We start from the raw sequence: 14,623 nt of genomic DNA on the forward strand, positions 1-14,623 counted from the left end.
TTCAAATGAAAAAATATATATCAGTACTATTGCTGTCTATTGCCGTAATTTCTTGTAAATCGAAGGCAGTTGCAGTACAAGGAAATAATACAAGCCAAGCAGTTGCTCCGAAAGAAGACAAAAAAGTGGTAGAAAAGCATTATGAGAATAAGTTAGATTTTTCTACTTTATACATAAAAGCAAGTGCAAAATATGTAGATGAAAAACAAAGTCAAAATGTTACGGCTGAAATTAGAATTGAGAAAGATAAACAGATTTTAATAAGCGTACGTTTCTTGGGAATTACAATGGCAAAAGCTTTGATAACGCCTTCTGCAGTAAGTTACTACGAAAAAATAAATGGAACTTATTACGAGGGAGATTTTACAAGTTTAAGCAAATGGTTAGGAACAGAATTGGATTATAGCAAAGTTCAGAACCTATTGGTTGGTGAAGCATTTGACGATTTAAGAAAAGGAAAATATACACAGACAATTGTAGATAATCTTTTTAGATTAGATGAAGAAAAGGATGCTAATATAAAAAAGACTTTTTTCTTAGACGGAGAAAAATATTTGATTCAAAAAGAAGAAATTGCACAGCCATCTGAAAATAGAAATCTACAGATTAATTATTCAGATAGTAAAGTTTTCAATCAAGGAACATTGCCAACTAGTATTGAAATAAATGCAGTTCAGCCAAAGGGCAAAACGAATATTAATTTAAATTATAACAATATTTCATTTAATGAAGAACTTTCTTTTCCTTATAGCGTTCCAAGTGGCTATAAAAAAGTTACAATTCAGTAAATTTGCAAAATAAAAATAGAAACATGCCAAAATTTCTCCTAAGTCTAGTTTTAATATGTGCCACAACTTTTGCGTGGGCGCAGGATTCACAGCAAGAAAAACTGGAACAGCGTAAAGCTCAAATTCAACAGGAAATTAGAGACAATGAAAAAATGCTTCAGTCTGTTCGAAAAAAAGAGAAATCTGCTGTAAATGAATATTTAATTCAGGCGAATAAAATTAGACTTAAAGAGAAATTAATCAATACTACAGCCAAACAAGAAAAGCTGATTAGTAATGACATGTATATTAATCAGGTCCAGGTAAATAAGCTTAAAAAAGAATTAAAAGTTCTAAAAGAAGATTATGCTGAAATGATTCTGAAATCATACAAAAGTCGTTCTGAACAAAGCCGTGCGATGTTTATTCTATCTTCAGAAAGTTTTTTACAAGCTTATAAAAGAGCTCAGTATTTGAAACAGTATACCGCTTTTAGAAAAAACCAAGGTCTTGAAATTCAGTCAAAAACAGCTCAATTAGTCGATTTTAATGCAAAACTGGATGGACAAAGACAGGTAAAAAAGAAAATCATTGCTGAAAACCAAAAAGAAAAAGTTACACTTGAAGCTGAGAAAAAAGAACAGCAAAAATTGGTTAATTCACTTAAAAAAGATAAAAATAAAATTGCAGCTGATATTCGATCAAAACAAAGCGAATCAAAAAGAATTGATAGACAAATTGATCGTTTAATTCGTGAAGCAATTGCCGAAGCCAATAGAAAGGCAGCAGCAGAAAGAGCAAAAGCAAATCCAGGTTCTAGCGAAGCTAAAGCTCCAGTTTCTTCTTCTAAAATTGTAATGACACCAGAAGATAAAGTTTTAGCTGCCGATTTTAAAGCCAACAGAGGAAGATTACCTTGGCCAGTAGAAAAAGGATTTATTTCTCTTGGATATGGAGATCAGCCACACCCACTGCACCCTTCAATTACAGTTCACAATTCAGGTGTTGAAATTACTACTGAAGACGGTGCTAATGCAAGAGCTGTATTTGCTGGCGAAGTTTCTAAAGTTATTGTTTTATCTCCAGTAAATAAGGCAGTTGTAATTCAGCATGGAGATTATTTTACCGTATACCAAAATTTAAGTTCTGTTTCGGTTAGTCAAGGTGATAAGGTTACAATCAAACAAAACATTGGACGAGTTAGAACGAGTGGAGATACAGGAAAAACAATTATTAAATTCCTGATTATGCAAAACACATCAAATAACAATCCGGAAGGATGGTTACAAAGCAGATAAAAAAAGGGAGCAATTTTGCTCCCTTTTTTATTGGAATTTGGAATTGAGATTTCGAATATTGGAATTTCAATCATTGTTGCTGTTGCTGTAAATGATCCATATAATCTAATTGTTCCTGAACTCGAGCTGAGACTTCTTGAAGTTTAACATCATTTATTTCTTCAAATTGTCGCCCGTCTTCGTAACCAATCGAAACGCAAACAGAAAGCGTTTGTCTTGCTAATCCTTTAAAAGTTCCTTTAATAGGGGTGCAGTCGCCAAAATTTCTTCCGACCGATAGACGAACATGATTATCCATTGTCCAAATATTATTGGTTGGATCTAAACCCAACCAGCCTTGATTTGGAGTATAAATTTCGACCCAAGCATGTGTTGCGCCTTCGCCACGAAGTCCACTTTCATTTGGACAGATGTAACCGCTTACATATCTAGAAGGAATTCCTGCTGTTCTTAAGAGCTGTAGCAAAATATGAGCAAAATCTTGACAGACTCCTTTTTTATGAGTTAGAATTTCATCGACTGTTGTCTCTATATTAGTAATGCCTTTGGTGTAAGTAAAATTCTCAAAAACATAATTATTACATTGCTGTCCAATTTCAATAATAGATTTATTTTCTATGTTTATTTTCTTTAAAATGGCTTCAATTTCATTTTGTTTTTCAATTTTATCGAGATAACAAAGACGCAGTAGCATGATACTTTTCTGTTTTTCTTCTTCAATATCTTTTACAGAAGTCGAATCAATTTCTGGAATTTTTAGAGAGTGATTTACACGAACCAGCATTCGAGATTCGATTGTCATTTCGGTATGTGCATCCAAGACATTAAAGTTTCCAACACGATTTCCATAATAATCTTCAGAAATATCAACATCTGGATTATGTGTAATTAAAATTTGATATTGTAATACTTCCTGATTTTCAAAGTGATGTGGGAAAATTCGAATTTCGTTGATACTTTCTTTTATTGGGTAATTATATTGGTATTTAGTAATGTGAACTATTTTGAAAAGCGCCATATTTTTAGGTATAAGAAAAGAATAATTTTGAAAAATCTATTGAAAATTGCGTAAGCTGATTTTTAGTATTTCGCAAGACTTCTTCCAGTTCCTGATTTGTTAAATGGTGATAATCTGTAAAAGCAACATAACTTTTCAAACGACCAAACTGATTCTTTAAAGTTCGGGCTTCGCTCATGTCATTGTCTTTAAAAAGACTGTCCAAATACGTATTTATTAATTCTAAAGTATAAATTACAGAATGTGCAAAATCTTTGTTGAAAATTACCTGGTGGACCACTTTTCTGTTATGCGAAATGTTACTGTAACTTTTTAAATACAGTTCGTAACCTGAAAGTGACAATAAAAGTCTTCTCCAATAAATCAAATCTTCTTCGCCTTCAAGATTGTAATTTATTGGGGCAAAATAAGCCTGAGTCATTGAAATAGTTTGCAAACATCTTTCGATATGTTTACCAATACTCGAAAAACACCAGCCCAAACCTCTAGGCATTGTAACTTGCAGAATTCCATTGTAGAGCAATAAGTCTTTATTGAGTTTTGTAATGACTTTTAGCGCATCTGTAGTTTCAAGTTTTTTGGGCAAATCTGGCGAATTCATATAATGATACATCGAATTGATATGTTCCCATAACTCCTTAGTAATTTTATCTTGCGAACCTCGCGCATTTTCACGAGCTTTTATCACTAAGTTTTTAACCGAATTATCATTCTGATTATCGCAGATTATGTATTTTAAAACATAGGTATTATCATATTGAATGGAATGAATTTTATCCTGAGATAAATTCGTATAATATTCTAAAAGGGGTCTGTAACCTTGAAAATCGCTAATTTCTTTGTCAAAAGATAAAATATAGGAAGTGTTTAAAGTAAGCAGCATTCCATCAGTTCGTTCCATGTATCGGTTAAGCCAAAACATGCCGTCTGCAACTCTACTAAGCATAATTACTTTTTTTGAATGTTATTAAATCTATTTATTTTATAATCCAAGTATCTTTACTGCCTCCACCTTGAGATGAATTTACAACTAAAGAACCTTCGGTTAAAGCAACACGTGTTAATCCGCCCGGCACAATTTGAACTCCTTTTGGGCCACATAAAGCATATGGGCGCAAATCGACATGACGTAATTTAAGCTGTCCGTCAATCAGACACGGAACGGTACTTAACTGAATAATAGGTTGTGCAATAAAATTTCTTGGAGTTTTGGTAATTTCAATTTTTGCATTGTCCAATTCTTCCTGAGTCGCTTTATTTCCCATAATCATTCCGTAACCACCACTCTGATTGGTTTCTTTAATGACCATATTTTCCATATTAGCAAAAACCAGTTCTCGTTCGTCTAAATTTTCCATTCTATATGTAGGAACATTTTTTAGAATAGGTTCCTGATTCAAATAATATTTAATCATATCTGGAACATAAGCATAAATTGCTTTATCGTCTGCAACTCCATTTCCGACAGCATTTACAAGTGCTACATTTCCTTGTCGGTAAGCGCTTATTAAACCAGGAACACCTAGCGTACTGTCTGGTTTAAAAACCAAAGGATCAAGATATTCATCATCAAGGCGACGATAAATTACATCAACTTGCTGTAAGCCAGAAGTTGTTTTCATATAAACCTTACTATTGTTTACAACTAAGTCACGGCCTTCAACAAGAGGAATCCCCATTTGACGTGCCAAATAAGTATGTTCGTAATAGGCAGAATTATAAACGCCCGGTGTCAGTAAAACAACATTAGGATTAGACACATTTCTAGGAGAAAGAGAAACTAGAATACTGTGAAAAATCATAGGATAGTTGCTCACCATGCTAACATGATTGGAAGAAAGCATATCTGGAAAAATACGTTTGGTAATCTCTCTGTTTTCCAACATATAGCTAACACCGCTTGGACATCGAAGATTATCTTCGAGAACGTAAAATTCACCTTTTGCACCACGAATTAAATCGATACCAGCAATATGTACATGAATATTGTGAGGCACTTTTATGCCCTGAACTTCTTGTATATAATGAGGGCATGAAGCAATTAATCCCGCAGGAATAATGCCTTCTTTTACAATATTCTGTTCGTTATAGATATCTTCCAAAAATAAATTTAAAGCCAGTAAACGCTGCTTAATTCCAGACTCAACTTCTTGCCAGTCTTTTTGTGTAATAATTCTGGGAATAATATCAAAAGGGAAAATACGCTCAATACCATTAGTGTCATCACTATAAACGGTAAACGTAATACCTTGGTTCATAAAAAGATCTGAGGCTTGTTTTTGTTTGTTGGTTAAGTTTTTATGACTTAACTTTTGTAAAGTTTTAAAAACTTGACTGTAGGAATCGCGAACACCTTCTTTAGAAAACATTTCATCCCATCCGCTGTGCGTTAAACTAGGTGCTAATTTTGTCATATCCGAATTATTAAATAAATTGAATTATGGACTTTTTAGTAAAAAATAAACATTTTTTGTTCTAATTTATAAAATTATTTTTCAGTAAAACTTTAAATTGATGTGAATTTTTTAATTTATGCAGTATTCGTTTTTTCGACTTTCTATTTTGAAAAGTTTACTTTTTAGAGCTAGGTTTTTTTAAAATTTGATATTCTAAAAATGGCTCTACGCGGATTTTATATTCGAAAATTAGAGTTAAGAATCATCGACACAAAAAAAAAGGGAGCAAACGCTCCCTTTTTTTGACTAATAATTTTCTTCTAAGAAATATTTTAAAACATCTGTTGTCGTGACAATTCCTTTTAATTCTCCATTGTCAACAACTGGTGTGGCATGAAATTCTTCTTTTACAAAGATTTCACCTAAATCTCTAATAATAAGATCTGAAGAAACAGTTTTGGGTTTAGAAGTCATAACCTGTGATATAGTAAGCATTTCTAATATAGCTTCATCGGCTCCATCCTGTCCATCAAACAACGCACCAAAAGTAAGACGGTTAATATCGGTTCGGCTGATGATACCAACAACTTCTTTTCCGTTAACTACAGGAATATGTCGGATAGAATTGGCTTTTAATTTCTCTACAACATTTTTTAAATCATCATTTTGATTTACTGTTATAACGCTCTTTGTCATAATGTGACTTATCGGTTCTCTTTTTTTCATAATTTGATGGTGTTAGATTTATATCAAATTTGAGCATTAAATGAAACTAATAAGATGATTTTTGTCAGTACAAAAAAGAAGAATAAGTAGTATTTTAGGTAGTTATAGTTTATAGTAAGAAGATTTAATTTTGATTTCAAACAATAAAAATTACTATTCAAGTTCGTTTGAAATTGCTACGATTGAATTTAAAAATAGTATTTTTGCAGTATGGAAACAAATAGACAGAAAAAAATAGGTGGAGTTCTCCAGAAAGATCTGGTTGACATCTTGCAAGGTGAAGTGAGAAAAAACGGAATTACTAATTTGGTAATTTCAGTATCCAAAGTAAGTGTAACTACAGATTTATCTGTGGCAACAGTATATTTAAGTATTTTTCCACAAGAAAAAGCCAAAGAAACTTTAGAGGCAATTAAAACAAATACTACTTTAATTAAACATGATTTGTCACAACGTGTACGTCTTCAGTTGCGTCGTGTTCCAAATCTAGTTTTCTTTATAGATGACTCTCTAGATTATATTGAGAAAATCGACAATGCACTTGCAGGAAAAGAAAACCCAATAGAAAATCGTGACCTTTTAGAAAAGAGAAGAAAGTCGTAATTTGAATTTTCCTTTATACATAGCCAAACGTTATATTTTTAGCAGCAGTAAAAACAATGCTATCAATATTATTAATCGAATTGCCAGCATGGGAATCATTGTTGGTACGATGGCTTTGTTTGTGGTTTTATCTGTCTTTAGCGGATTAAAAGTTTTTAGTCTGTCATTTACAAATGAAATCGATCCAGATTTAAAATTGACCAGTACCTACGGAAAGTCTTTTTTTATAACACCAGATCAAGAAAATCAAATCAAGAAAATTGATGGTGTTGCTTCGTATACTAAAATTATAGAAGAACGGGTTTTGTTTTTGTTTAAAGACAAACAACAAGTTACTTACTTAAAAGGAGTTGATAGTTCTTATGCCACGGTTAACGATATCAGGAAGAAGCTTTTTAATGGACAATGGCTAAAACCAGAAACATTTCAAGTTGTTATTGGTTATGGTTTAGCTCAGAATTTTTCTTTGGGAATTATGGATTTTGAAAATCCACTTCAGATTTTTGCACCCAAACCAGGGAAAGGTGCCATCGAAAATCCCGAAGAAGCATTTAACAAAACAGATGTTTTACCAGTCGGAATTTATTCTATAAGCGAAGATTTGGATTCTAAATATGTATTCGCAGATTTGGGTTTAACGCAAGAATTATTAATGTATAAACCCAATCAGATTTCTGGAATTGAATTTAAATCGAAACCCAACGCAGATGAAAATGCAATAAAATCTCAATTAAATTCAATCTTTAAAAATAAAATTACTTTAAAGAATAGAGCGCAGTTAAATGAGTCTTTATATAAAATGCTCAACACAGAAAATATTGCAGTTTATCTGATTTTTACTTTAGTGATTATCGTAGCGCTTTTCAATTTAATTGGCGCTTTGATTATGATGATTTTAGAGAAAAAAGGAAATCTCAAAACCCTTTTTAATCTGGGAACAGACATCAGTCATCTTCGCAAAATATTTTTACTTCAAGGTACTTTATTAAGTGTCCTTGGCGGATTAATTGGACTTGTTTTAGGAATAATCTTGGTTATCTTGCAACAACAATTTGAGTTGATTATGATCACGCCGACATTGGCATATCCGGTTGTTTTTACAATGGAAAATGTACTGATTGTTATGGCGACGATTATTTCTTTAGGATTTGTTGCTTCTTTAATAGCAAGCAGCCGAGTTAGTAAAAAATTGCTAGATTAATTTTTGCTAAAAAATATTACTTATATTTACCGCCTTAAATAACTACAGCATATGATTGTTTCTGCCTAATCCTATTTTATTTTTTAAAATAATTAGGATACTTACGTTTTTACTTTTGAAGTTCAGATTTATACATCTGAACCAATTTTATCATTTATCCTAAAATATCATGACAGAAACATCTATAAAGGAAGGTTTTATTTCCAAAATTTTTACCACTTTAAAACAAGCTTTAAAAGGCGACGAATCATTTGATTATACTTCAGGAAGTATAAAGAAAGCCGTAATTCTATTAGCCATTCCGATGGTTTTGGAAATGATGATGGAATCGGTTTTTGCCTTAGTCGATTTGTATTTCGTTGGACATTTAGAACATAGTAGTTTTGCTATTCAAACCGTTGGTTTAACAGAATCTGTATTGACAGTAATTTATTCTTTAGCTATCGGAATGAGTATGGCAGCAACAGCAGTTGTAGCAAGACGCATTGGCGAAAAAGACCCTATTGCTGCCGCAAAAGCGGGAATGCAGTCGATAATTGTAGCATTTGCAGTTAACAGTTTATTGAGCATTTTCGGAATTATTTACGCGAAAGATATTTTGATTCTGATGGGTTCTTCAGTAGAATCAGCAGAACATGGTTTCCGATTTACACAAATTATGATTGGTTCAAGTTTGTGTATCATGCTTTTATTCTTAATAAACGGAATTTTTCGCGGAGCAGGAAATGCGGCAATTGCCATGAAAAGTTTATGGATTGCCAATATTTGTAATATCATTTTATGCCCAATTTTAATTAATGGTTTTGGACCAGTTCCAGCTTTTGGATTAATTGGAGCAGCTTTGGCTACAACCATCGGAAGAAGCATTGGAGTTCTATATCAAGTCTATCATTTGTTTTTCGGAAGTGGAATTTTGAAAATCAAGATTCCATATTTTGCTCCAGATTTTACTCAAATAAAAGCGTTGGTTAAAATTGCAGCTCCAGGAATTTTACAATTCGTAATTGCTTCTTGCAGTTGGATTTTTCTAGCGCAATTAGTCGCAACAACGGGAGGTGATCATGGTTCTGCTGGTTATCAAACTGCACTTAGAATTATGATGTTTTTCATACTTCCAGCGTGGGGATTAAGTAACGCCGCTGCCACTTTGGTTGGGCAAAATTTAGGTGCGAAACAAATCGAACGCGCCGAAAAATCGGTTTACACTACAGCAAGATATAATGTAATTTTCATGGCTTCAATTATGATTATAACATTAGTTTTCGGAAAATATATTATTTCATTTTTTACGAATGATGAAATGGTAAAAACCGTTGCAATCGAGGCTTTACAAATTATGAGCATCGGTTTTATTTTCTACGGAATCGGAATGGTTTTAATCAATACATTTAATGGAGCAGGAGATACCTGGACGCCAACGGGAATTAACTTTTTCGGGTTTTGGTTGTTCCAAATTCCGCTGGCTTTTGTTCTTGCCAAGCATTTCAACATGGGACCAACAGGAGTTTTTATTGCTATTCCTGTTGCAGAAACTGCGATTACGCTTGCTGGAATTGTTTTCTATAAGAGAGGAAAGTGGAAGCGAGTTCAAGTGTAATTATAAATAAAAACTCTCAAATTTTAAAGCTTTTAATTTTTTGTAAGAAATTTATATTATTTTAGCATTATGAATTAAATGCTTTTATGATTAAAATTAATTTAGAAGATACTTTTGAAGCCACATATGTGAGTTCTAATTTAGATCAATATATTTTCGAGTCGCAACTTAGGAATAATAAAAAAATTCAACTTAAAGTTAAGTTTACAAACATAGCAGACTCATTATTACCAAATGTTTATAATTTAGCTTTTGGACCATTTAATCTAGATGGAAAAATAGATGATTCGATTAATCTTAAACATAAAGACAGTAATAAAGTTTTTTCAACTATTATTTTGTTTTCGATAACTTTTTTAAAAAAGAATCCGTATGCTTCAATTGGCATTGATGGTTCAGATGATTTACGAGCCAATTTATATCATCGAATGTTTAGATACAATTATAAAGATTTAAAAGATTTTTTAGTGATTATCGGAGTAGATTGGTACGTGAGATTACTACGAAATGGTACAATAGAACTAGATAATAATGGATCGGCGTTCTTTAAACCTAAACCTGAATCTTTTGATTTTCAAAGAAAGACGAATGATCTTTATAGATATTATATGTTTAATTTAAATCAATAATTTTTAAATTTGCTGTATGAAAGATTCTATTCAAAATAAAATCAATAAAATTCAGGAAATTGCTCTAGCTTCTGCTTCTGAGAAAAATATTGTTGATCATAGAGTTGTTACAGAATTAAATTACAGTGACAACTTGACTAAATCAATTCGAAATAAAAAAGAAGCGGAATTATTTTTTTCTGAACTAAAATCAGTAATTGAGCTTGCTAAAAGAAATTCTACAAAAAATATTATAGAATAATTTTAGATGAAAATACATTAAAAGAAGAGCCTTCAAAAATTGAAGGCTCTTCTTTTACTTTTTAAACAAACTCATATCCCGCATAAACCTGTTCAATTTCTTTCATAATTGAAAATAAATCTTCAGGAGCATCTGTGGTAACTAGTTTTTGTTTGAATTCTTTAAACGAATGAATTCCTTTGAAATAGTTTGTATAATGACGACGCATTTCTACAATTCCCAAACGTTCACCTTTCCAATCCATTGACCATTGCAAATGATTTCTGGCAGCTTCAACACGATCTATAACCGTTGGAGCAGGTAAGTGTTCCCCTGTTTTAAAGAAATGTTTGATTTCATTAAAAATCCACGGATAACCAATAGCAGCGCGGCCAATCATGATTCCGTCAATTCCATATTCGTTTTTATATTTTAATGCTTTTTCCGGACTGTCAATATCGCCATTTCCGAAAATAGGCATTGTAATTCTTGGGTTGTTTTTTACACGTGCAATATGCGACCAGTCAGAATGGCCTTTGTACATTTGAGCACGAGTTCTTGCGTGAATAGTAAGAGCTTGAACACCAATATCTTGAAGTCTTTCTGCAACTTCATCAATATTAATGGAATTTTCATCCCATCCCAAACGAGTTTTTACTGTAACAGGCAAATCAGTTCCTTTGATAACAGCTTTAGTTAAACGAACCATCAAATCGACATCTTTTAAAACTCCAGCTCCAGCACCACGGCAAACTACTTTTTTTACTGGACACCCAAAATTAATGTCAACTAAATCTGGTTTTACGGTAGAAACAATTTTAGACGACATTTCCATCGCTTCTTCATCACCACCAAAAATCTGAATGCCGACAGGACGTTCATAATCAAAAATATCCAGCTTCATTCTACTTTTAATAGCATCACGAATCAATCCTTCCGACGAAATAAATTCAGAATACATCATGTCAGCGCCATGCGTTTTGCATAATCTGCGAAACGGCGGATCACTAACATCTTCCATCGGTGCGAGTAATAAAGGAAATTCGGGTAATTCTATGTTGCCAATCTTGACCATCTTCATAATTTTTTGCAAAATTACAACATTTAGTTTAATTTGAAAGATTCTAAGTTTCTAAGTTGCTAAGGTTCTGAGTTTTTTCTTTTTAGAATAAAAACTTAGAACCTTAGAATCTCAGTATCTTAGCAACTTAGAACGAAGTTCTATAATCAAAAAATCGAATTGGTTTTCTGCTCATTGGATTAAAAACCAACGGATTTAAAACTTCTTTTGAAGCAAATTCAATTTTTGGAGTTACTCTTAATTTGGCTCTAAAATGGTCTTTTATTTCTTGTAAAAATTCTGGGGTTTGGTTTTTTACAGCAATTTTAATCAGGATTTCATCTGTACCTAAATCGTTTGTAGAGATTTCAATTAAATGATTTTCGATATTATCAAAACTGCTTAAAACATCGTTCATCGCTGGCGGATAAAGCGTTGTTCCTTTATATTTAATCATTTGTTTTTTGCGTCCAACAACAGGTCCAACTCGCAAAGTATTTCTTCCGCAAGCGCAAGGCTCGTTATGTAGCTGTACAATATCTCCAGTTTTAAATCGTAATAAAGGCATCGCTTCAATTCCTAAAGTAGTAAATGTCAATTCGCCGATTTCACCATTTTTTACAGGAATATTGTTGTCATCTAAAACTTCAACAATAATCAATTCCGGATGATGGTGTCCGCCTTTTCCGTGTTCACATTCAGTAAAAGCGGTGCTCATTTCTGTAGAAGCATAAGTAGAAAACAACTTGATATTCCATTTATCTGTAATTTTTTTAGATAAAATATTCATTGAAAAATCCTGTTCTCTCAAAGATTCTCCAATACAGATTGCGCCTTTTATGCTCGAGTTATTATAATCAATTCCGTGCATTTCGGCGTATTCGATTAATTTCAAGAGGAAAGAAGGAACTGTAATTAAATAACTCGGATTGTATTTTAAAATCGAATCCCATTGCATTTCTGGAATTCCGGCACCAACACGAATAACGCCAACTTTCAATTTTCTTAGACCCAGAAAATAAGCCAGACCAGCCATAAATTTTCTGTCGATTGTGGTCATTAATTGAACAACATCGCCTTCTGCAATTCCGGCACAGGCAAAAGAAATCGCTTCATTATAAGCCAAACGATCTAAGTCAGAATCGGTTAAACCAAAAGTTACAGGATCTCCCAAAGTTCCAGAAGTTGATGCGTAATCGATAATTTGATGCTGCGGAACACACAAAAAATCATCATTATATTGCTGTAAATCTTCCTTGGTTGTAACTGGTAAATGCTGTAAATCTTCCAGTGTTTTCACTTTAGAAATATCAATGTTTTGTCCCGCAAAAAGTCTTTTATAAAAAGGAGAATTTTCGCTGATATATTCTAAAAGTTCAACGAGTTTTTTTTCTTGAAAAATTTTAATTTCTTCTAAAGAATCTTTTTCTATTGCTGGAATCATTGTAATTTTCTTTTGACTTTTTTTAAATATTTTTCAATTTCTTCTTTTTCAGGAACTGTAGTAATTTCAAGGTTTAAAGCTTTTTCAAAATTAAGCTTTGCCTGAAGAAATTCCTTTTTTTGGTAAAAGTACAATCCTGTCTTATAATATACAACCCAATAATCTGGGTTTAATGATTGATAATTTTGAATAAATTCAGAAGAAATCGTTTCTTTCTTCTCAAGAAGTGAATCTATTTTGTGATCTTCGATTTTAAATTTTTTATAATTCTGAAATGCAGCAGATTCCAAGAAAGGATCTTTCGCGATATTCAGATTTTCTTTTTGAAAAGATTTAGTTTTATTTTCATTTTCTCCAAAAATTAAATCCAAATCATAACAAATAAATTCGCCTAATTGATAAGGATTTGCAGAAACCCAAACCAATTTTTCTTTCGGTTTAAAGATAATTCCGTGATGCGCCATTAATTGATTCAAAGCTTTTTCATTTCCAAATCCTAAAGAAATATTTTTTAAACCTTCTTTATTTCTAAGAATTTCCGAAGCAATTTTAGGATTCACTTTTGGGTTTTCAGACAAAAGTTCCTGCATTCTTTCATAACGATATTCAGAATGACTATTGGCAATTTGCTCCAAATTTCGTTTGTCTGCTGCAAAAGCTTCTCCTTGAAAATGATTCGAACAAATTAATTGATCACTGTTCGGAACATCATAAACATCCATTTTATTCGGTGAAACTTCTATCAAAATGGCTTTGTTGTCGTTGGCGCTTCCAACCATAATCGATTCAGAAACAAATACTTTTCTTTTTTTTGCGATGGCAATTGCCTCGTCTAAATTTTTGGCGTGTTGTAAAATTTCACGAGTTAAGATTGAAATCGGAGTTTTCGCGCTAAGCGGAATTTTAGATTTGGAAGCATTTATCGTTACAGTCAAACCTTCGAGATTCATTCCAGAAACGGCTCCGATCATTCCTGGCCAAGTTACCATCATAAACGGATGTCCTTCTTTTGGTTTTATAAAGGCAATAATTTTATTTTCCGCGAAAGCGTCATTTACATAAAAATCAAAATTACGAGCCAGAATTAAATTTCCATCCTCCGATTTTTCGTTCCAAGCCGCAAAAGAAGAACAGCCAACTAAAGCCAAATCTTGCAAAGCATGACCAATATCGTGTGCTGCATGAAGATATAAACTACGCTGATATTGCGGTGCGATATTGTCAAACTCGTTTGAAGTATATTGAGAAACGCCGTAAATTTCGGTTTGATATTCGTTGGGAACATTCAAATATAATTTACGATTGAACCATTTTAAGAACTGGCGAAGTATTTTTTGCTGAAATTTGGAAGGAACAAAATCAGTTATTTTAGAGAAAAAAATACGCTGTTGTTTTTGTAAAAGCGAATCGGTTAAAGCGCCAGTTGTCAAACCAATTTCAAGAGGATCGCCTTCTACATAAAGTTCCCAAAGACCTTGTTTATTTTTTAAAAGAGAATTTTTTCCAGATGTGAAAACACTGTCAGACAACTTTTCTACGAGAGGTTTTGAATTATTGAAAGCAGTAAGATCTGGTTTATGATGTTTTGATTTTGAAGTACCGCAGGAAGTCAGCAAGCTTAAAAAACCGATAAAAAAGAAATATAGAATTCGGTTTTTCATAAT

At 32.4% G+C, this 14,623-nt stretch carries 14 protein-coding genes; 7 read left to right on the top strand and 7 right to left on the bottom strand.

Annotated elements, in window-relative coordinates; genetic code table 11:
• Positions 1–5 precede the first annotated feature (5 nt).
• Complete coding sequence (locus tag HNP35_RS02615; RefSeq protein ID WP_184158734.1) at positions 6–788, top strand: DUF4292 domain-containing protein; 783 nt, start codon at positions 6–8, stop codon at positions 786–788.
• Positions 789–811: 23 nt separating this feature from the next.
• Entirely contained in the window at positions 812–2,065 is a 1,254-nt protein-coding gene (locus HNP35_RS02620) for a murein hydrolase activator EnvC family protein (RefSeq protein WP_184158732.1), read from the top strand.
• A gap of 70 nt (positions 2,066–2,135) precedes the next feature.
• Here HNP35_RS02620 and HNP35_RS02625 read toward each other — a convergent pair whose 3' ends face one another.
• The 4 genes from HNP35_RS02625 to HNP35_RS02640 all read right to left on the bottom strand — a co-directional run bounded on the left by HNP35_RS02625 (position 2,136) and on the right by HNP35_RS02640 (position 6,205).
• Positions 2,136–3,083: a transglutaminase family protein gene (locus HNP35_RS02625; protein WP_184158730.1), complete on the bottom strand. Its 948-nt coding sequence runs from the start codon at positions 3,081–3,083 to the stop codon at positions 2,136–2,138.
• A gap of 4 nt (positions 3,084–3,087) precedes the next feature.
• Positions 3,088–4,029 (bottom strand): alpha-E domain-containing protein, encoded by a 942-nt coding sequence (locus HNP35_RS02630; protein WP_184158728.1) that lies wholly within the window; start codon positions 4,027–4,029, stop codon positions 3,088–3,090.
• A gap of 31 nt (positions 4,030–4,060) precedes the next feature.
• Positions 4,061–5,497 carry a circularly permuted type 2 ATP-grasp protein gene (locus HNP35_RS02635; RefSeq protein ID WP_184158726.1) on the bottom strand — a complete coding sequence of 479 codons (1,437 nt, stop codon included), beginning with the start codon at positions 5,495–5,497 and terminating at the stop codon, positions 4,061–4,063.
• Positions 5,498–5,785: 288 nt separating this feature from the next.
• Positions 5,786–6,205, bottom strand: a complete 420-nt coding sequence (locus HNP35_RS02640; RefSeq protein WP_184158724.1) for a CBS domain-containing protein — start codon at positions 6,203–6,205, stop codon at positions 5,786–5,788.
• Positions 6,206–6,415: 210 nt separating this feature from the next.
• On the opposite strand from HNP35_RS02640, the gene rbfA reads away from it, so the two are divergent.
• From rbfA to HNP35_RS02665, 5 genes are all read left to right on the top strand, one after another.
• Positions 6,416–6,808: a 30S ribosome-binding factor RbfA gene (rbfA, locus tag HNP35_RS02645; RefSeq protein WP_144216310.1), complete on the top strand. Its 393-nt coding sequence runs from the start codon at positions 6,416–6,418 to the stop codon at positions 6,806–6,808.
• Position 6,809: 1 nt separating this feature from the next.
• A complete protein-coding gene (locus HNP35_RS02650; protein WP_184158712.1) occupies positions 6,810–8,009 on the top strand; it encodes an ABC transporter permease in 1,200 nt (399 codons plus the stop codon).
• 169 nt (positions 8,010–8,178) lie between these two features.
• Positions 8,179–9,606 (top strand): MATE family efflux transporter, encoded by a 1,428-nt coding sequence (locus HNP35_RS02655; RefSeq protein WP_184158710.1) that lies wholly within the window; start codon positions 8,179–8,181, stop codon positions 9,604–9,606.
• A gap of 128 nt (positions 9,607–9,734) precedes the next feature.
• Positions 9,735–10,235: a DUF6934 family protein gene (locus HNP35_RS02660; protein ID WP_343069212.1), complete on the top strand. Its 501-nt coding sequence runs from the start codon at positions 9,735–9,737 to the stop codon at positions 10,233–10,235.
• Positions 10,236–10,251: 16 nt separating this feature from the next.
• Complete coding sequence (locus tag HNP35_RS02665) at positions 10,252–10,476, top strand: hypothetical protein (protein ID WP_184158706.1); 225 nt, start codon at positions 10,252–10,254, stop codon at positions 10,474–10,476.
• 61 nt (positions 10,477–10,537) lie between these two features.
• Here HNP35_RS02665 and dusB read toward each other — a convergent pair whose 3' ends face one another.
• The 3 genes from dusB to HNP35_RS02680 form a co-directional block, all read right to left on the bottom strand.
• On the bottom strand, positions 10,538–11,530 hold the full coding sequence (gene dusB, locus HNP35_RS02670) for a tRNA dihydrouridine synthase DusB (protein ID WP_184158704.1): 993 nt from the start codon (positions 11,528–11,530) through the stop codon (positions 10,538–10,540).
• A 133-nt stretch (positions 11,531–11,663) separates the two neighbouring features.
• A complete protein-coding gene (locus HNP35_RS02675; RefSeq protein WP_184158702.1) occupies positions 11,664–12,959 on the bottom strand; it encodes a phenylacetate--CoA ligase family protein in 1,296 nt (431 codons plus the stop codon).
• The gene (locus tag HNP35_RS02680) at positions 12,956–14,620 is read right to left on the bottom strand and encodes a C45 family autoproteolytic acyltransferase/hydolase (RefSeq protein ID WP_184158700.1); all 1,665 of its coding nucleotides are present in this window, start codon (positions 14,618–14,620) and stop codon (positions 12,956–12,958) included. Before HNP35_RS02680 ends, HNP35_RS02675 begins: the two co-directional genes overlap by 4 nt.
• Positions 14,621–14,623: the final 3 nt, after the last annotated feature.

Source organism: Flavobacterium notoginsengisoli (genome assembly GCF_014207905.1).
GTDB classification, from domain to species: domain Bacteria; phylum Bacteroidota; class Bacteroidia; order Flavobacteriales; family Flavobacteriaceae; genus Flavobacterium; species Flavobacterium notoginsengisoli_A.